General features: G+C 71.3%; 18 protein-coding genes. 12 read left to right on the forward strand and 6 right to left on the reverse strand.

The features are described from left to right. The first annotated feature begins 7 nt into the window (after positions 1-7). Both ACFY2Q_RS05450 and ACFY2Q_RS05455 read left to right on the forward strand, forming a co-directional pair. Entirely contained in the window at positions 8-1,150 is a 1,143-nt protein-coding gene (locus tag ACFY2Q_RS05450) for an NAD(P)/FAD-dependent oxidoreductase (RefSeq protein ID WP_387127961.1), read from the forward strand. Positions 1,151-1,181: 31 nt separating this feature from the next. After that, positions 1,182-1,952 (forward strand): isoprenyl transferase, encoded by a 771-nt coding sequence (locus ACFY2Q_RS05455; RefSeq protein ID WP_387127963.1) that lies wholly within the window; start codon positions 1,182-1,184, stop codon positions 1,950-1,952. A gap of 21 nt (positions 1,953-1,973) precedes the next feature. Here the strand turns inward: ACFY2Q_RS05455 and otsB are convergent, their stop codons facing one another. The 3 genes from otsB to ACFY2Q_RS05470 all read right to left on the reverse strand — a co-directional run bounded on the left by otsB (position 1,974) and on the right by ACFY2Q_RS05470 (position 3,826). Continuing rightward, positions 1,974-2,798 (reverse strand): trehalose-phosphatase, encoded by an 825-nt coding sequence (otsB, locus tag ACFY2Q_RS05460; RefSeq protein ID WP_387127964.1) that lies wholly within the window; start codon positions 2,796-2,798, stop codon positions 1,974-1,976. Positions 2,799-2,867: 69 nt separating this feature from the next. Continuing rightward, on the reverse strand, positions 2,868-3,221 hold the full coding sequence (locus ACFY2Q_RS05465) for a hypothetical protein (protein WP_387127965.1): 354 nt from the start codon (positions 3,219-3,221) through the stop codon (positions 2,868-2,870). 161 nt (positions 3,222-3,382) lie between these two features. Further along, complete coding sequence (locus ACFY2Q_RS05470; RefSeq protein ID WP_387127966.1) at positions 3,383-3,826, reverse strand: helix-turn-helix domain-containing protein; 444 nt, start codon at positions 3,824-3,826, stop codon at positions 3,383-3,385. A 264-nt stretch (positions 3,827-4,090) separates the two neighbouring features. Here ACFY2Q_RS05470 and ACFY2Q_RS05475 point away from each other — a divergent pair, with 264 nt between their 5' ends. The 6 genes from ACFY2Q_RS05475 to ACFY2Q_RS05500 all read left to right on the forward strand — a co-directional run bounded on the left by ACFY2Q_RS05475 (position 4,091) and on the right by ACFY2Q_RS05500 (position 9,411). Continuing rightward, positions 4,091-4,435: a hypothetical protein gene (locus ACFY2Q_RS05475; protein WP_387127967.1), complete on the forward strand. Its 345-nt coding sequence runs from the start codon at positions 4,091-4,093 to the stop codon at positions 4,433-4,435. A 31-nt stretch (positions 4,436-4,466) separates the two neighbouring features. After that, positions 4,467-4,802, forward strand: coding sequence for a hypothetical protein (locus ACFY2Q_RS05480; RefSeq protein ID WP_357009047.1), 336 nt, complete (start codon positions 4,467-4,469; stop codon positions 4,800-4,802). A 403-nt stretch (positions 4,803-5,205) separates the two neighbouring features. Further along, positions 5,206-6,621 carry a PhoH family protein gene (locus ACFY2Q_RS05485; protein ID WP_387127968.1) on the forward strand — a complete coding sequence of 472 codons (1,416 nt, stop codon included), beginning with the start codon at positions 5,206-5,208 and terminating at the stop codon, positions 6,619-6,621. A gap of 276 nt (positions 6,622-6,897) precedes the next feature. Next, the gene (locus ACFY2Q_RS05490) at positions 6,898-7,575 is read left to right on the forward strand and encodes a lytic transglycosylase domain-containing protein (RefSeq protein WP_387127969.1); all 678 of its coding nucleotides are present in this window, start codon (positions 6,898-6,900) and stop codon (positions 7,573-7,575) included. A 115-nt stretch (positions 7,576-7,690) separates the two neighbouring features. After that, entirely contained in the window at positions 7,691-8,338 is a 648-nt protein-coding gene (locus ACFY2Q_RS05495; protein WP_387127970.1) for a rhomboid family intramembrane serine protease, read from the forward strand. Positions 8,339-8,442: 104 nt separating this feature from the next. Further along, entirely contained in the window at positions 8,443-9,411 is a 969-nt protein-coding gene (locus tag ACFY2Q_RS05500) for an NAD(P)/FAD-dependent oxidoreductase (RefSeq protein ID WP_387128465.1), read from the forward strand. 30 nt (positions 9,412-9,441) lie between these two features. On the opposite strand, the gene ACFY2Q_RS05505 is transcribed toward ACFY2Q_RS05500, so the two are convergent. Continuing rightward, positions 9,442-10,140 carry a TetR/AcrR family transcriptional regulator gene (locus ACFY2Q_RS05505; protein WP_387127971.1) on the reverse strand — a complete coding sequence of 233 codons (699 nt, stop codon included), beginning with the start codon at positions 10,138-10,140 and terminating at the stop codon, positions 9,442-9,444. 142 nt (positions 10,141-10,282) lie between these two features. Between ACFY2Q_RS05505 and ACFY2Q_RS05510 the strand changes: the two genes are divergently transcribed. The 3 genes from ACFY2Q_RS05510 (at position 10,283) to ACFY2Q_RS05520 (ending at position 14,649) form a co-directional block, all read left to right on the forward strand. Further along, entirely contained in the window at positions 10,283-11,200 is a 918-nt protein-coding gene (locus ACFY2Q_RS05510; protein ID WP_387127972.1) for an NAD-dependent epimerase/dehydratase family protein, read from the forward strand. 93 nt (positions 11,201-11,293) lie between these two features. Then, positions 11,294-12,901 carry a hypothetical protein gene (locus tag ACFY2Q_RS05515; RefSeq protein ID WP_387127973.1) on the forward strand — a complete coding sequence of 536 codons (1,608 nt, stop codon included), beginning with the start codon at positions 11,294-11,296 and terminating at the stop codon, positions 12,899-12,901. 119 nt (positions 12,902-13,020) lie between these two features. Further along, the gene (locus ACFY2Q_RS05520) at positions 13,021-14,649 is read left to right on the forward strand and encodes a hypothetical protein (RefSeq protein WP_387127974.1); all 1,629 of its coding nucleotides are present in this window, start codon (positions 13,021-13,023) and stop codon (positions 14,647-14,649) included. 117 nt (positions 14,650-14,766) lie between these two features. Here the strand turns inward: ACFY2Q_RS05520 and ACFY2Q_RS05525 are convergent, their stop codons facing one another. Further along, entirely contained in the window at positions 14,767-15,741 is a 975-nt protein-coding gene (locus ACFY2Q_RS05525) for a DMT family transporter (RefSeq protein WP_387127975.1), read from the reverse strand. Then, entirely contained in the window at positions 15,738-16,769 is a 1,032-nt protein-coding gene (gene glpX / locus ACFY2Q_RS05530) for a class II fructose-bisphosphatase (RefSeq protein ID WP_387127976.1), read from the reverse strand. The genes ACFY2Q_RS05525 and glpX overlap by 4 nt, the downstream gene beginning before the upstream one ends. A 156-nt stretch (positions 16,770-16,925) precedes the next feature. Between glpX and ACFY2Q_RS05535 the strand changes: the two genes are divergently transcribed. Beyond that, entirely contained in the window at positions 16,926-17,675 is a 750-nt protein-coding gene (locus ACFY2Q_RS05535) for a DUF4245 family protein (protein ID WP_387127977.1), read from the forward strand. Positions 17,676-17,680: the final 5 nt, after the last annotated feature.

Genomic DNA, 17,680 nt, shown 5'->3' on the forward strand with positions numbered 1-17,680 from the left:
AGGCCGCGTGGGTGACGAGTTTGATGTGGTGGTGGTGGGAGCGGGGCCAGCCGGGGCGGCTGCCGCACTGACGGCCCGTCGGGCGGGTGCCAGTGTGCTGCTGCTGGACCGGGCCGACTTTCCCCGCGACAAGGCGTGCGGTGACGGGATCGCCGCGCACTCGGTGGACGTGCTCGCCGAGCTGGGCGTCACCGAGGCGGTGGCCGGTTACGCTCCGCTGCCCGCGCTGCGCATGGTTGCCCCCGGTGGCGGGGCGGTGGCCCGGGCGCTGCCCCGGCCGGCGTACACCGTGCCCCGGGAGGTTTTCGACGCGCGGCTGGTGGCGGCGGCGGTGGCCGCTGGCGCGCAGCTACGTCGGCACACCGTCCGCCGCGTCGAGGCGCGGGCGGACCGGGTGGTGCTAGACGGGGCGCTGTCCGGTCGGGTGGTGGTGGGCGCGGATGGGGCTGGGTCGGTGGTGCGCCGGGCGCTCGGCCATCCGGTCAACCCGGACCGGCACCTGGCGCTGGCCATCCGGGGGTACGCTCCGGCGCTGCCCGGCCCGCCCGAGCAGCTCATCGTGACATCGAAGGCGCGCTGGCCGGCGTACGCCTGGTCGTTTCCGATCGGCGACGGGCGGGCGAACGTGGGGTACGGGGAGGTGTTGCGCGGCGAGTCGATGAGCCGTTCGTATCTGCTGGATCGGCTTGTCGCGCTGTTGCCCGGCACCGACCTGTCGACGGTGACCGCGTTGCGGGCACACCACCTGCCCCTGTCCACGCATCGGCCGGCGCCGGGGCGGGGTCGCATCCTGCTCGTCGGGGACGCGCTGTCGCTGATCAACCCGTTCACCGGCGAGGGCATCTTCTACGCGTTGCTCTCCGGTGCGCTGGCCGGGGACGCGGCAGCCCGCGAGCCCGAGGGTGCCGCCCGCCGGTACGCCGAAGGGCTTCGCCGCCGCCTCGGCACTCACCTGCGGCACAGCTCGGTGGCGGCCTGGCTGGCTCGGCGTCGGCGGGTTGTCGACGCGGCGGTCCGGGCGGCCCGTCGCGACGACCGGGTGTTCGACGATGTGGTCGAGTTGGGGCTCGGTGACGGTCGGCTCACCGCCCGTACGCTGGGCATGATCGGCATCGAATTGTCCGCCGGTGATCGGGCTCCGAGGCGGTGAGTCGGCCGGCGGGTCGCTACGCTGCTAGGTGATGACGCTGCGGAACCTTATCTACTCCGTCTACGAGCGCCGCCTCACGGCGAAGCTCGCGGGCAAACCGGTGCCACGGCACGTCGGGGTGATGTGTGACGGCAACCGCCGGTGGGCGCGGGAGATGGGCTTCGTCGACCCGAACGACGGGCACCGCGTCGGCGCGGCGAAGATCAAGCACGTGCTCGGCTGGTGTGACCAGGCCGGTATCGGGCACGTCACCCTCTATCTGCTGGCCACCGACAACCTGCGCCGCCCGGCCAGTGAGCTGGACCCGCTGCTTCAGATCATCGAAGACCTGGTGGTGGAGCTGGCCGAGGAGGGCAACCCCTGGCGGCTGCGCATCGTCGGTGCCCTGGACCTGTTGCCGGCCCAGACCGCGGCGGCGCTCAAGGGCGCCGAGGAGCGCACCCGGGACCGCAGCGACGGGGCCGAGGTCAACATCGCGGTGGGGTACGGCGGCCGACGGGAGATCACCGACGCGGTCCGCTCGCTGCTGCTGGAGCACGCCGCCGCCGGCGGAACCCTCGAGGAGCTGGCCGAGGTGCTGGACGTCGAGCACATCTCCGAGCATCTCTACACCCGTGGCCAGCCCGACCCCGACCTGGTCATCCGCACCAGCGGGGAGCAGCGGCTGTCCGGTTTCATGCTCTGGCAGTCCGCGCACTCGGAGTTCTACTTCTGCGAGCTCAACTGGCCGGATTTCCGGCACATCGACTTCCTGCGTGCGCTGCGCTCGTACGCCAACCGCCAACGCCGTTACGGCGTCTGAGCGGGCGACGCCCGCCGCAGCTCAGGGCAGGTGGGTCAGCGCCCGGGTGAGGAAGTCGCCCAGGGCGGCCGGGGACTCGATTGTCAGGTCGGCGGCGTCGGCCACCTCCTGACCTGTCTCCGAGTTGGCGACGGCCACGCACACGCCGAAGAAGTCCGGGTCCGCCGCCGCGCGTGCTCGCAGCGCCGCGAACGCCTTGATGTCCGAGACGTCGTCGCCGAAATACCAGGCACCTGTGGCTTCCTGGACCACCTCGCCGATCACCATGCCCTTGTCCCGGTCGACGGGCGGCTTGATCTCCAGCACCATCCGCCCGGCCTGCACCCGCAGCCCCAGCCGGTCGGCCTGCGCCTGCCCCCACGCCTGGACGGTCGGGCCGAGTTGCGGCGCGGTCCGCCAGTGCAGCGCGACGGAGAGCCGCTTGTATTCGACGAGCGTGCCGGGCGGCAACTCGGCACGGGCCAGGTCGGCAAGCTCCACCATGGTCGGCACCCAGGGCAGGGCGGCGGGCTCGGTGACGGTCTCGCCGCCGGAGTGGCTGTGCTCCAGCCCGTAGAGGCCGTAGAGGTCCACGCCGCCGAGATCGCCGAGGCGCTCGCGGAGGAACTCGACGGGTCGCGCGGAGACGATCGCGATTCGCCTGACCACCGGGGCCAACGCCTCGATCGCGGCCAGTGCCTTGGGGGCGGGCCGCACTGCGGTCGGATCATCGTCGACGGGCGCGAGTGTGCCGTCGAAGTCGAAGAAGAGCACCGTCCCGGCGGCCCGGCCGGCGGTGACCTGCCAGGCCTGGTCGGCGTTCAACGGGGTCTTCGGCTGCTGGCTGCCCAGATTCAACGGTGGCACGCGCGTCAGCGTACCCCGGCGATGGGGGCCTATTCCTGGCCGAGCGCACCCCGCCCGGCTGGGGCGCGGTCAGCGTTCGGCGGCCCCTCGTCCGCGCCGGCCGATCGGCACGACAGCCGCCTCCTGGCCGTGGTTCAACAGGTAGCCCTCCACGAAACCGGTGTTGCGATCTCCGGAGCGCGCCTCGATCTCGGCGAGCCGTGCCACCAGGAAGTCGGTGAGTGCGTTTAGCCGGTCGTTCAGGCGCTCGTGCAGCTCCGCGAGGACGGCCAGGACGACCGCCGTGCCGGCGCTGACGAGCGCGAGGAGGTTGACGAACAGCGGAAGCTGCCCGCCGTTGACCGCGAGGGTCACCGCATTGCCTGTCGCCCACAATGTCATCGACACCGCGGCGACAACGACTGCCACCCACTTGAGGGTCATGGACAGACCCCTCCTTCTGTCCCGCAGGGCTGAGTTCGGCCTTGTCCCGTCCCCCGCCGATGACGAGCCCAAGCAGTACGAATAGGGACGCTAGCGTGCCCGTTCCGGCCCCGGAGGGAAACGAATGAACCTGACCAGGCGTTCTTTCGCCATCTGAGGAACTACCCTGCTTGATTCCCTCTTTTTCGGACATCGACCGGGAGTGTTGGACGGTATGCGAGATATCTGATGGTTTCGCGGATGTGGAACTTCTCCGCGTCCGACACGTCGGGGTCGACCAGGCGACGCAGCAGAGCCTCCACGTCCGGGTCCATCGGCGGGGCAGGCTGGCTGACCCGTGGGCCGGATCCGGTGCGGTCCCAGCCCAGCGCGGCGAAGGCGGTGGCGGGATTCAGCCCGAGGCCCTCGCAGAAGGCGACCACCCGTTCGGCCTCGGGGTCGCTGGCCCAGTCACCACGGACCCACCGGTTGATGGTCTGGCGGGAGACGCCGGTGCGTCGGGACACCTCGGTGCCGCTCCAGGCCCGGGTGGCTCGCGCCTCGTCGAGGGCACGCCGGACGAAGGTGGCGAAGGCGATCTTTCGCGCATTGGCCGTCTCAGTCACCCCGTGACGGTACGGCCAAGGGGAGGCCCGTGTGCGATCAGGCACGCTGCTGTCACGCGAACGTGACGGTTTTCTCGGGTTTCCAGTAAACGATCCAGGGTCACTCTTGAGGGGTGTCACCCGGGCAGAATAGATGCCCATAGTGGTCAAGGTAAACAGACGAAAAGCTGATACTGTCACGTTCATGGGACAACCTACGGTGTGTCACGTGCATGAGACGACTGGTGCTCGCATGCGTCACGCCCCCGGTGCCAGGGGGGTGTGGTGACCGAGCTCGCCACCCGAGCCCAGGCCTTCGGGCTGATCGCCGACGGGGTGGCCGCAGGGCTGAGCGCCCCGTGGCGCCTCTACCTCGCCCGAGGCTGCCGATATCTGTCGCTGAGCGTCAGCGACCGCACCGAGTGGAATGCCTGGCGCACCCACCTCGGCTGCCCCGAGCTGAGCGTCCGGGTCTACGACGCCGGTGGGGAGATCCGCCGCTCCTCCATGGCCGAGGTCGTGCTGGACGGCTGCCGGATCAGCGTCGAGCTGGTCGAGGAGGTCAGCACCGACGACCTGGACCGGCTTCTCGTCGCCGATCCGACCCAGGTCGAGCCGGAGGAGCGATGATCAGGCGTCCGGGCCGGGCTGGGGCCGCCCGATGAGCCCCTTCCTCGTGGTCTTCCTCGTCCTGGTTCTCGCTGCCACCAGCTACGCGGCCGGTCGGCTGCACGGGCAGTTGAGCTACCGCATCGGATACCGCTTCGGTTACCGGCAGGGCTACTTCGACGGTGACCGGGGCGCCTGGAACCGGCGGCGGCGCGACGCCCAGGCGGCGATCGCCTCCGCCCTGTCGGTCTCCTCGGCGGGCGCGGTCCGCTCCGCCGGCACTGTGGCCCGCCCCGGCACCACCTACACCGGCTCGTCGTTCACCGCGCCGGCCGCCCCGATCACCGGGCGGCACCCGACCGGCACGCTCGTTCGACGGACCGGTTGAGCCGGCCGGCGGGCCGCCGCGAGCGGTCCCGCCGACCGGCGCCGAGAACGCGGTGCGTCGTCCGCGGCGGACACGCACCGTCGGGGTCACGTCAGACCGGTGACGGTGGCCCCGCCGGCCGGGATGCGCGCAGGGGGCATGCATCCCGGCCGGCTCGCCGCTTCCCGCTACGTCCACGCCGGGCGGGGTGTTCACAGTGCTGTCTCCGAAGATCCACGATCGTGCACTAGCCGGGACGGTCCGCCGCCGCTAGCGTCTAGGCATGGCACGGGGTTCTCCCGAGCCAGCCGGTCCGCCCGGATCTGCGACCTCGCACACGGGGTTCCGCATCCGACCCCGTGTCCCCGGGCACCGGACGAGGCGGAACGCGGGTGGCCGGGTGCCCATCCGTCGGAGCAGGCCTGTGACGACTCGCCGTATCACCGCCGGTGCCGACCAGACCCCGGCCGCGACTGCCACGACCCGCCGCGCCACCCGGAGCCGCCGTGCGCCGGCCGCCGCGCCGGCCGACCCCGAGGAGCCGCGACCAGCCGGGCAGGCGTTCGTTCTGGACACCTCCGTGCTGCTGTCCGACCCGGCGGCGTTCCACAGGTTCGCCGAGCACGAGGTGGTGCTGCCGCTTGTGGTCATCACCGAGTTGGAGGGCAAGCGGCACCACCCGGAGCTGGGCTGGTTCGCCCGACAGTCGCTGCGCATGCTCGACGAGCTGCGGATCCTGCACGGCCGACTGGACCGTCCGGTGCCCGCCAACGACGTCGGCGGCACGCTGCGGGTGGAGCTGAACCACACCGACGACGGCGTGCTGCCGCCCGGGTTCCGGACCGAGAGCAACGACGCCCGGATTCTCTCCGTGGCGCTCAATCTCGCCGCCGAGGGCCGGGACGTCACGCTGGTCAGCAAGGACATGCCGCTGCGGGTCAAGGCCGCCTCGGTGGGTCTGCGCGCCGACGAGTACCGGCACGGCCAGGCCAGCGACCCGACCTGGACCGGCATGTCCGAGCTGGAGCTGGGTGAGGAGCAGATCGGCCAGCTGTACGCGGGCGAGACGCTCGACGTCGACGAGGCGGCGGGCCTGCCCTGCCACACCGGCCTGGTGCTGCACTCGACGCGTGGCTCCGCGCTCGGCCGGGTGCTGCCGGACAAGTCCGTCCGGTTGGTCCGGGGCGACCGGGAGGCGTTCGGCCTGCACGGCCGTTCGGCGGAGCAGCGGATCGCTCTCGACCTGCTGCTCGACGAGTCGATCGGGATCGTCTCGCTGGGTGGCCGGGCCGGCACCGGCAAGTCGGCGTTGGCGCTCTGCGCCGGGCTGGAGGCGGTGATGGAGCGCCGCCGGCACAAGAAGGTGATTGTGTTCCGCCCGCTGTACGCCGTGGGCGGTCAGGAGTTGGGCTACCTGCCGGGGTCGGAGTCGGAGAAGATGTCGCCGTGGGCCCAGGCGGTCTTCGACACGCTCGGCGCGGTGGTGCACGAGAACGTGCTGGAGGAGGTCACCTCGCGGGGCATTCTCGAGGTGCTGCCGCTTACCCACATCCGGGGGCGCAGCCTGCACGACGCCTTCGTGATCGTGGACGAGGCGCAGTCGCTGGAGCGCGGGGTGCTGCTGACCGTCCTGTCCCGGATCGGGCAGGGCTCCCGGGTGGTGCTCACCCATGACGTTGCCCAGCGGGACAATCTGCGGGTCGGCCGGCATGACGGCGTGACCGCTGTCATCGAGGCGCTCAAGGGCCATCCCCTCTTCGCCCATGTCACGCTCAGCCGTTCGGAGCGCTCGCCGATCGCCGCGATGGTGACGGATCTTCTGGAGGACATCCCGCTTTAATGGGTCTTTTGTAGGCTTTCGTCCGCATTTTCGGTGTGGTGCAGATCACAAAGCGGCTTGTTGGTTTCCCATCGGCCTCACTGTGCGCGATGGTGTCCAACGAGCGCCCACGCACCACGGGGATCGCCGGTGATCGTTGCCCAGTGATGGGCAGGGGTCGGTGACGATCGGTGCGTCGGCGCGACCGGCACACCGGTCGGGGCGCTCGCGGCACGGCCGACGGCCCGCGTGGGCCTGGCCGCGCCGTGACCTTGCCCCCGACGAAGGGACCACTTCGTGAGTCGGCTGTGGAGCCGGTTGGGCGCCCGTACGGCTGCTGTCGCGCTGCTCTCCGTGGGCGTTGCCGGTGGCTTCTACCTGGGCGAAGACCGGGAAACTCAGCAACAGGGCCTGACCGCGCAGGTCGGCCTCGAGGTCGACCGGGCCGATTTCGCCTACCAGCGTGATCGGCAGGCCCACCACCAGGTCGCGTTCGCCAAGCAGCGGGCCGCCGAATACAAGGCCAAGCTGCGGGCCGCGCAGGCCGCCAAGGAGGCCGCCGAGCGGGCCCGTAAGGCCGAGGCCGCCGCAGCCGCCCGTAAGGCCGAGCGAAAGGCCCTCGACCAGGCCGCCAAGCCGTACAACGGGCCGATCCCGGCTTCCTGCGCCGAGTACAGCGGCAACCGCAAGGTCGGCTGCGCGTTGATGATCGACGCGGGCTTTGGTATCGCGGAGTTCCCCTGCCTGGAGAAGCTCTGGACCAAGGAGAGCGGCTGGAACCACAAGGCCCGCAACTCCTCGTCCGGCGCGTACGGCATCCCCCAGGCGTACCCCGGGAGCAAGATGGGCTCCGTCGGTGCCGACTGGCAGACCAACCCGGCCACGCAGATCAAGTGGGGGCTGGGCTACATCAAGGGCAGGTACAAGACGCCCTGCGGTGCCTGGACGTACTTCCAGAACAACAACACGTACTGACGATCTCCACGGCGGGGCGGGTGGGCGACCATCCGCCCCGCTGTCGTCCGTACACCTGACTGATCAAATCGGACGTGAGTGGCGGTCGGCCCCTTTTGCTGATAGCAGTTGGGGGGTGACCCTGCACCCGTCAAGCGGCGACCCCAACCGATTCGGCACCGAGGCGTTCTACGCAGCCCTCGGCCGGGCCTTCGTCGCGATGTGCGCGGTGGTCCCGTTCCTCTTCTTCGTCGAGGCCGTCGACCAGGGCCTCGACTTCGGCCTGGATGCCACGGCCGGCATCATCCCGCACCGCATCGACGGGCTGGACGGGGTCTTCTTCTCGCCGTTCCTGCACCACGGCTTCGACCACCTCTACAGCAACAGCATCCCGCTGATCCTGCTCGGCACGTTCGTGCTGGCCGCGGGCGCCCGCCGGTTCCTCTGGTCGACCCTGATCATCATCCTGGTCAGTGGGCTCGGCGTGTGGTTCACCGGCTCGCCCAACTCGGTGGTGGTCGGCGCCAGTGGGGTGATCTTCGGCTACCTGGGCATCCTGCTCACCCGGGGCATCTTCGAGCGCAGTTGGTGGAACTTCGCCGTCTTCCTGCTCGTCGGTCTGCTCTACGGCTGGCAGTTGGTGGGCATCCTCCCCACGGACGAGCGGATCTCCTGGCAGGGGCACCTGTTCGGGTTGCTCGGTGGCGTGGTGGCCGCGATCCTGTTCCGCCGCCGTCGCCCCACCGTGGAGGACTACTCGGGGTCCACCCTCAGCCTGCCCTGACCTGCTCGTCGGCGCGCCTCGGGGACATGCTTGCCCGTCCGGTGCCACACGCCTACCGTCTGATCAGCAAGCGTTGATCCGTGAGCGGGAAGCGACGGTACGCCATGCATGAGGTCGATGTTGCCGTGATCGGGGCCGGCCCGGCCGGCCTCTTCGCCGCGTACTACGCCGGGTTTCGCGGGTTGTCGGTGGCGGTGATCGACGCGCTGCCGGAGCCGGGCGGCCAGGTCAGTGCCATGTACCCGGAGAAGCTGATCCTCGACGTGGCCGGGTTTCCCTCCATCAAGGGCCGCGACCTGGTGTCCAATCTGGTCGCCCAGGCGGCCCCGTTCAACCCCCGGTACCTGCTTGGCACCCGGGCCGAGAAGCTCTCGTACGTTGATGGCCGGCCGGTGCTCGGCCTCGCCGGCGGCGACCAGCTCGCCTGCGGTGCCGTAGTGATCACCGGCGGGCTGGGCAGCTTCAGCCCACGGCCGCTGCCCTGCGCCGACGGCGCGCCCGGCACCGGGATCGTCTACTTCGTCACCGACCCAACCGAGCTGACCGACCGGGACGTGCTGATCGTCGGCGGCGGGGACTCCGCATTCGACTGGGCGCTGGCCCTGCAACCGCTGGCCCGCTCGGTGACGCTTGTGCACAGGCGGGAGAAGTTCCGGGCGCACGCGTCGACTGTCGCCCGGGTGCTGTCGCTGCCGGTGCGGGTGGTGGTCAACGCCGAGGTCACCCGGCTGTTCGGGGACGCCACGGTGACCGGCGCGGAGGTGACAGTGCGCGGTGGCGCCGCCGAGACGTTGCCGGTGGACACCGTGGTCGCCGCCCTCGGCTTCACCGCCGACCTGGGCCCGCTCGCCGAGTGGGGACTGCGCCTGGACCATCGCCACATCCTTGTCGACAGCGCCATGGCCACGAACCTGCCCCGGGTCTTCGCGGCCGGCGACATCACCGAATATCCGGGCAAGGTCCGGCTCATCGCGACCGGCTTCGGCGAGGCCGCCACGGCAGTGAACAACGCGGCGGTGGCCATCGATCCGAGCGCACACCTGTTCCCTGGGCACTCCTCCGACGCCGGCTGAGCGACGCCGCGAACCGCGACGTCTCCTGCGTCAGCGCGACGGGGGTAGGCCGATCAGGTCGGCCAGCAGCCCGACCTGATGGTCGAAGTACGCGTCCCGGTGTGCGACGGTGCGGTTGAGCCGGCCGAACAACTCGAAGCTGATCAGCCCGAAGAGCTGGGTCCAGCCGGCCATGCCCCGGGCCAGCAGGGCCGGGGGCAACCCGGGAAAGAGCGTGTCGGCCAGCTCGGTCAGGTCGTCGTGCAGCGGCGTCGGCAGCTCATCGGCCGGCGGAGGGCTGAGCAGTCCGGCCTCCAGCCCTTCACGGACCAGGCCGACCAGGGCCAGCGGCGGACGTTGGGCCGGGCCGACGGTGTCGTTGGGGGCGGCGTATCCGGGGACCGGGCTGCCGTAGAGCAGCGCGTACTCGGAGGGGTGGGCGATCGCCCAGTCCCGGGCCGCCCGGCACGCCGCCTGCCAACGGGCGCGCAGGTCGAGCTGGTCGCGGTCGGCGGCGGCGATCTCCACCGCCTCGCCGAGGGCGTCGTACGCCTCGATGATCAGCGCCGTGAGCAGGTCGTCCCGGCTCGGAAAGTAGCGGTAGATGGCCGACGAAACCATGCCCATGTCCCGCGCCACGGCGCGCAGCGACAGGTTGGCGCCGTCGGTGGCGAGGTGCCGGCGGGCCACCGCCTTGATCTCGTCGAGCATCTCGGTGCGGACCCGGGCGCGGATCGAGGAGGCGGGCATGGGAGGAGTCTGCCATGAGGTGGATCGCCAATCCAAAAAGAGAGCAGTGCTCTGGACATGAGTGCCTGTGGTGGGCCATCCTGGTCAGGTCAGTCGAGAGCAGTGCTCTCTATTCGGATCATCGCTTCGAGAGGTCTATCTCATGGCATTCCACGTGATCGTCGGCACTGGTCCGGTCGGCACCGCGACCGCCCGCCTCCTCGCCGAACGAGGTGAGCAGGTCCGGGTCCTGAGCCGGCGGGGCGCCGGACCGGAGCACCCGGGCATCGAACGCGTCGCTGCCGACGCTGCCGACGCCGACCGGCTCACCACACTGGCCAGCGGCGCGCAGGTGCTCTACAACTGCGCGAACCCGGCGTACCACCGCTGGCCCATCGACTGGCCGCCGTTGGCCGCCGCGCTGCTCACCGCCGCCGAGCGATCCGGCGCGGTGCTCGCCACGGTCGGCAACCTCTACGGGTACGGGCCGGTCGACGGCCCGATGACCGAACAGACCCCTGCGGCGGCAGCCGGGATCAAGGGGCGGGTCCGCAACCAGATGTGGGCCGACGCTCTCGTCGCCCACGAGGCCGGTCGGGTCAGGGTCACCGAGGTACGCGGCTCCGACTACCTCGGCGTCAACGGCACGTCGCTGGCGATGATGGTGCTGCCCCGGGTGCTCGCCGGGCAGCGGGTCGTCCTGCCCGTCGACTGGGACGCCCCGCACACCTGGACGTACATTCCGGACGTCGCCCGTACCCTCGTCGCAGCCGCCACCGACCCGGCGGCCTGGGGGCGCGCCTGGCACGTGCCCAGCACACCCGCTGTGCCGATGCGTGAGTTGGCCACCCGGGCGGCGGCGCTGGCCGGCGCACCAGCGCCGAAACTGACCCGGATGCCGTACCCGATGCTGTGGCTGGGCGGCCTGATCAACCCGCTGGCCCGGGAACTGCGCGAGACCGCTTACCAGTTCGACCGGCCGTTTCTGATGGACTCGACCGCCGCCTCCGCAGCCCTTGGCATCGAAGCGACTCCGCTGGACGCCGCACTCACCGAGACCGTCGCGGGACTGCGCAACTGAACCGCCACGCCGTCGACCCGTCAGGGCTGAGTCGATATCGGACGCGGGCCATTCCGTTGCCGCAACGAGACGCGTCCCCTCGACCCTGAGGGGATGACGGGGCCCGAGAGATCGCGTGACGGCGCACCCACGACGCTGTCGTGGCTGTGCCACCCTGCCACCCTGCTCGCTCTTGTCGTCCTGGTGGTCAACGACCATGTGTTGAAGGCGGCTTTCCCCGGTCTGCTCACCGGCAAGCTGAGCGACGTCGCCGGTCTGGTGCTCGCTCCGCCGCTGGTGGCGGTGCTGCTGACTCTCGTGGTGCCGCGGCTGCCGGCCCGGGCTGCCGCGCTGGTCGGCCTGGTCGCGGTGGGTGCGGGGTTCGCGGTCGTCAAATCCAGTGGGTACGCCGCTGAGCTGGCCTCCTCGGCGTGGACCGCGCTGGCCGGACAGTCGCTGGTCCGGGCCGACTGGACCGATCTGTTCGCGCTGCCGGCGCTCGGCCTGGCCCGGTGGAGTTGGACCCGGGCTCGGAGCCGGCCGGTGCGCCAACGGACCGCCCGGCTGGTCCGGCTGCTGGTGGTGCTGCCGCCGGCGGTGCTGGCGGTGGCCGCCACCAGCGCGGTCAATTACCCCTACGCGCTCGGCACCACGACACTTGATGGCAAGCCGGCGATCTCGATCGGCGGGGGCTTCGAGGATCCATACATGCCGGACAAGCCGGCCGACGGCCAGTGGCGGGTCAGCGACGACGTGGCGACCACCTGGCGGCCCGCCACCGACGCCGAGACGTACCTGCTGAACGCCCAGGACTCCTCGCGCCGGCAGGCGTGTGCACCGAACGAGCCCCGACGCTGCTACCGAGTGGTCACCGGGCACCTGCGGGTGGAGCAGAGCGACGACGCCGGCGTGACCTGGCAGGTGGCCTGGGAGGTGTCGGACGCGCGGCGCGACGAGTTGGCCCAACGCTACGAGAGACCCGGCGACGCCCGCCGCCACTTCTCCTCGCGGGAACTGGTCGTCTACCCGCACGCCGGGGGTGGTCACGAGGTGCTTGTCGCCAACGGCCGGGACGGATTCCTGCGCCGCCTGTCGGACGGCGGATGGCGACGCGACGGCTTCCTCAGTGTCCAGTCGTACCTGGCTGCCACGCCCGAACTGCCCGCGCAGTACGACGGCGGGCGGGTCCAGCGCAAGATCGACGTGTGGCTCGCGTCGGTGCTCGCGTTGCTCCTCGGCTGCGCGGTCATCGTGGCCGCCGGTCATCTGGCAATCCGACGTGGTGGCGGCAGTCGCGGCTGGGGGATCGCCGGGGCTCTCACGATTCTGCTTGCCGGACTCGCGTTGAAGGCCTCCTGGTCCCAGGTCGACGGCACCAGCGTGGTCACGGTGCTTGTCGTCGTCCCGTTGGGCGCGTTAGCGGTGGGGGCGCTGCTCCTCGTACCGTGGCTCGGCCCCGCGCCGGACCGTTGGGTCGGCTGGACCGTGGTCAGCTTCCTGCTCACCGTGATCCTGGCCGGGCTGCCGATGGCCGGCTGGCTGAACGGGACCCCGGAACAGAGCGAGGTCGCAGTTGCGCTGGCACTGCTGGCCACAGTGCCGGGACTGCTGCTGGGCGTCCGGCTCGCCAGCCTGGCCGACCGTACCCGTGAGGAGCACCGGCGCGACACCCCGCCCTACCCGCCCTATCAACCCCTGCCGCCACGGGCGCCGCTCCACTGACACCTGGCGCGGCGCACTGGCGAGCGGGTCGTGCCAGCGCGGAACGAGCACGCCTTCTCGGTATCGGACACACACCAGCGCGTGTCCGGACCGAGACGGGCAGGCACGATCCTGAAAAGATGACGAGGTTCGATACGCAGCGTGACGGCGCGCTGGCGACATTGTCGTGGCTGTGCCATCCCGTCACTCTGCTGGCCCTGGTGGTGCTCGTCGTCAACGACCACGTGCTGAAGGTGGCCTTCCCCGGCTGGGTGACGGGCAAGTTGAGCGATGTGGCGGGTCTGGTGCTCGCTCCGCCGCTGGTGGCGGTGCTGGTGACGCTGCTCGTGCCGAGGCTGCCGGGCCGGGTGGCCGCGCTGGTCGGCCTGGCCACCGTGGGTGTCGGGTTCGCCGTCCTGAAATCCAGCGGGTACGCCGCCGAGTTGGCCTCCTCGGCGTGGACCGCGCTGGCGGGGCCGTCGCTGGTTCGGGCCGACTGGACCGATCTGCTCACCCTGCCGGCGCTCGGCCTGTCGGGGTGGACGTGGAGGCGGGCCCGGAGGCGGCCGGTGCGCTACCGGACGGCCCGACTGGTCCGGCTGCTGGTGATCCTGCCCCCGGCGGTGCTGGCGGTGGCCGCCACCAGCGCAATCCACTACCCCTACGCGATCGGCACCTCGACACTCGACGGCCGCCCGGCGATCTCGGTCGGCTCCGGCACCGATTTGACCCCGTGGCCGACGAGCGTGGCCGAGGGTCGCTGGTTGATCAGCGACGACGGCGCGACCACGTGGCGGCCGACAAGCGAAGACGAGCAGCGACGACTACCCGGCGAGGAGGCTGGGCAGCGCCAGGGGTGCGTACCGGCCGAGCCCCGGCGGTGTTACCGGGTGGTCGAGGGCCACCTGCGGGTGGAGCAGAGCGACGACGCCGGCACGACCTGGAGGGTGGCCTGGGAGGTGTCGGACGCACACCGCGAGGCGTTGGCCCGAGGATCCGCGAACCCGGGTGACGTCCGCCGACACTTCGCCTCCCGTGATCTGATCGTCTACCCCACGGCCGGGGGTGGCCACGAGGTGCTCGTCGCCAACGGTCGGGACGGTTTCGTCCACCGGGGAGCGGGCGGTGAGTGGCGTCGGGATGGGTTCCTCGGCGCTGACCACCTCGGTACGTCGGGCAGCCCGCCGGCACTCGACGGTGGTGGGCCGGGCCATCGGCAGACGGATGTGCTGCTCGCCGTCGCGCTTGCCCTGACCCTCGGCTGCGCCGTCACGCTTGTCGGTGCTCATCTCGCGATCCGCCGTAACGGTGGAGGACGATGGTGGGGGATCGTAGGAGTGGTGGCGCTGCTGCTCTCCGCGTACGCGCTGCGAGCTGTATGGTCCCGGGACAGCGATTTCGAGACCCTTCGGGCGTTGCTGCTCGCGGTCCTGCCGTTGAACCTGCTGACGGTGTTCCTGTCGCTCGTGGGTGCCCGGATGCGGGGAGCGTGTTCCGACTGGGTCGGGAAGACCATGAAGAACCTGCTGCTCACCGCGTTCGTTGCCGGGCTGCCGTTGGCCGGTTGGTTGTACGGGACCCCGGCGAGGACTCGTGTCGCGGTCGGGTTGGCCGTGGTGGCCGCGCTGTCGGGCCTGCTGGCGGCCAAGCGGCTCGTGGGCCTGGCCGATCCGGCCCTGCCGCAGGCTAGGCACAAAGCGGGACCTGACCTGCCCGAGGTACCGCCCGTGCCCAGCCCGCCCCAGCCCCAGCAGGTGCCACCCCGCTGACCGCCCGCCCCACCTGCGCCGATCTTGCACTTTGTGTCGTCGAAGTGTGGGTAAGTGCGGCTTATGTCGCGGCAGTAACCGCAAGATCGGCGCGGGCAGGTGTGCCGCCGGACCCGGTCACGGTTTGCGGGCGGGTGGCGCGAGCGCGGCGATCAGCACGGCCACCATCGTCAGCGCGGCCCCGAGCAGGGTGTTCACGCCGGGATGGGACGCCGCCGTGGGCAGCACCAGGTCCAGCAGGACCGCGCCCACGATCTGTCCGGCGATGGTGGCCAGGCCGAGCAGCAGCACGCCGGTGAAGCGCACGATCGCGGCGGCGATCGCGATGAACACGATGCCGATCGGGCCGCCCAGGTAGAGCCACGGCTCGGTCGGGAGCTGGCCGGTCGGCCAGCCGCGTATCGCGATGTCGATGGCGAACGCGACGAGCAGCGTGACCGTGCCGACGGCGAAGTTGACGAGTGTGGCGGTCAACGCGCTGTCGGCCGCCGCCCGGACCCGCCCGTTGACCGCCTGTTGCCAGGCCGTGCCCACCCCGGCGACAAGTGGCAGGAGTGCCAGTGCCAGCGCGCCCGGAGCGCTGAGTCGGTCACCGACCGCCAAGCCGACAGCCAGCACGGTGAGGACCGCGCCGGCCAGCCGTTGCCGGGTCACCGGCTGCCGGCCGGTCGGACCGATGCCGGCCCGGTCCACGGCGAGGCTGCTGCCGGACTGGCCGGCGACAACGGCCACGGTGAAGACCGCCACGCCCAACGTGCCGATGGTGAGGCCCTGGGAGGCCACCAGAAATGCGCCGCACATCCCGCCCAGGCACTGCCACGGTCGGAGCGCGCCCGCCGCGAGGGCGCGACGCAGCGCGATCAGCCCTCGTCGCCCGCCCGGGGTGGCGGGCACCAGCACCAGCAGCACCAGCAGACCCAGCCCGAACGAGACCACCGCGGCGGCGAACCCGTCGGCCAGGCGTACGCCCAGCTCGCCGTTGATCCGGGACTGCACCGCCACCGCGACTCCGGAGACCGACGCCAGCGCGACACCGGCGATCCGGCGGGCGGCGGAGAGGGACTGCGGGGTCGCAGTGCCGGTGACTGTCACTCCTGCTCGGCCAGCGGCCGTCCGTCGAAGTCGACGGCCGAGTAGAGCGCCAGCTTCTCCAGCCGGTGGTACGAGTCGATCACCCGGATGGTGCCGCTCTTCGACCGCATCACGATCGACTGGGTGTACGCGCCACCGGCCCGGTAGCGCACCCCGCGCAGCAGGTCGCCGGAGGTGACACCGGTCGCCACGAAGAAGCAGTTGTCCCCGGTGACCAGGTCGTCGGTGCCCAGCACACGGTCCAGGTCGTGCCCGGCGGCGAGCGCCTTCTCCCGCTCCTCGTCGTCGCGCGGCCACAGCTTGGCCTGCATCGCGCCGCCCATGCACTTCAGCGCGCAGGCCGAGATGATGCCCTCCGGGGTGCCGCCGATGCCCATCAACACGTCGACGTCCGATTCGCCCCGGGCCGCCGCGATGGAGCCGGCGATGTCGCCGTCGGAGATGAACCGGATGCCCGCCCCGGTGCGGCGGATCTGCGTGACCAGGTCGTCGTGGCGACTGCGGTCCAGCACGCAGACCGTCACCTCGGACACGTCGGTGCCCTTGACCTTGGCGATCCGGCGCACGTTCGCGGCCACACCGGCGTTGATGTCGATCACGTCGGCGTACGCGGGGCCGACGGCGAGCTTCTCCATGTAGAAGACCGCGCTCGGGTCGAACATGGCGCCCCGCTCGGAGACGGCGAGCACCGCCACCGCGTTCGGCATGCCCTTGCTCATCAGGGTGGTGCCGTCCACCGGGTCGACCGCGACGTCCACCTCCGGGCCGGTGCCGTCGCCGACGTGTTCGCCGTTGAAGAGCATCGGGGCGTTGTCCTTCTCGCCCTCGCCGATCACCACGACGCCGCGCATCTGGATGGAGTTGATCAGCTTGCGCATGGCGTCGACGGCGGCTCCGTCGCCGCCCTCCTTGTCGCCTCGGCCGACCCAACGGCCGGCGGCCATCGCTGCGGCCTCCGTGACCCGGACCAGGTCGAGGGCAAGGTTGCGGTCGAGATCCTGTGGGATCCGCGTCCTGGTGTTCGTCATGACGGCTCCTCCTCGCGACGGTGCGGGGACGGCCGGCGGCAGGGTGGTCCCTGCTGCCGGCTTTGTCGCTGATCCTCACACGATGGCCGACCGAGCTGCGGCGCGGGGCGGTGATGGCGCGGATACCGCCGGTCGGGCGGCTGCGAAGATGGGAGGGTGGAACCCGCACAGCCAGCTGATCGCGTACCCGCCGACCGCACGCCGCCCGACGGCCAGCCGCCGGCCGGGCTGCCCGCCGATGCCGCTGCCGAGCGCGCCGTGACCGGTCCGACGACGCCGGCCACCGGCGAGCCTGCCCTTGTCGCGTCGGAGCCGGCGGCACAACCGCCGGCGCCGCTCGGCGCCCCCGGGGTCCCGAGCACCGGCGGACGACCCACGCCGCCCAGGGCGGCGGCAGCCAAGACCGAGCGGTCGCCGAAGGACATGGCGATTTCGCTGCTGGTGCTGCTGATACCGATCGCGCTGCTGCTGGCGTTCTACCGGGGCTTCCTCGGCGGCGACCAGGCCACCACCGTCGACCCGGCACCGGCGATCGAGCAGGCCCGGTCGGCGAACACCTTCCCGGTGAGCCAGCCGCAGGGGCTCGGCTCCGACTGGCGTACGGTGAGCGCCCGCTACCAGAGCGTCGAGGATGGCGCGAACCTGCGAATCGGCTACCTCACGCCGGAGGGGCGGGGGGTCCAGTTGTTGCAGAGCAGCGTGCCGGCCGAGCGGCTGCTCCCGGCCGAGTTGACCGACGAGGGCCAGCCGCAGGGCCCGACGGAGCTGGCCGGGCGCACCTGGCAGCGCTACGCGGCCCGGGGCAACCAGCAGGCGCTGGTCCTGCTGGAGCCGACCCGCACCGTGATCGTCCTCGGTGACGCCCGGGACAACGAACTGCGCGAACTCGCCGGCTCGCTGCGCTGACGGGG

Origin of the sequence: Micromonospora sp. NPDC000316, assembly GCF_042898885.1 — a bacterium.
Classification (GTDB): Bacteria; Actinomycetota; Actinomycetes; order Mycobacteriales; family Micromonosporaceae; genus Micromonospora.

Excerpts from the sequence above, each read along its gene's own strand:
- ACFY2Q_RS05455 (WP_387127963.1), top strand. The coding sequence starts at position 1,182 with ATGACGCTGCGGAACCTTATCTACTCCGTCTACGAGCGCCGCCTCACG.
- ACFY2Q_RS05465 (WP_387127965.1), bottom strand. The coding sequence starts at position 3,221 with ATGACCCTCAAGTGGGTGGCAGTCGTTGTCGCCGCGGTGTCGATGACA.
- ACFY2Q_RS05480 (WP_357009047.1), top strand. The coding sequence starts at position 4,467 with ATGAGCCCCTTCCTCGTGGTCTTCCTCGTCCTGGTTCTCGCTGCCACC.
- ACFY2Q_RS05500 (WP_387128465.1), top strand. The coding sequence starts at position 8,443 with ATGCATGAGGTCGATGTTGCCGTGATCGGGGCCGGCCCGGCCGGCCTC.
- ACFY2Q_RS05505 (WP_387127971.1), bottom strand. The coding sequence starts at position 10,140 with ATGCCCGCCTCCTCGATCCGCGCCCGGGTCCGCACCGAGATGCTCGAC.
- ACFY2Q_RS05510 (WP_387127972.1), top strand. The coding sequence starts at position 10,283 with ATGGCATTCCACGTGATCGTCGGCACTGGTCCGGTCGGCACCGCGACC.
- ACFY2Q_RS05515 (WP_387127973.1), top strand. The coding sequence starts at position 11,294 with ATGACGGGGCCCGAGAGATCGCGTGACGGCGCACCCACGACGCTGTCG.
- ACFY2Q_RS05520 (WP_387127974.1), top strand. The coding sequence starts at position 13,021 with ATGACGAGGTTCGATACGCAGCGTGACGGCGCGCTGGCGACATTGTCG.
- glpX (WP_387127976.1), bottom strand. The coding sequence starts at position 16,769 with ATGACGAACACCAGGACGCGGATCCCACAGGATCTCGACCGCAACCTT.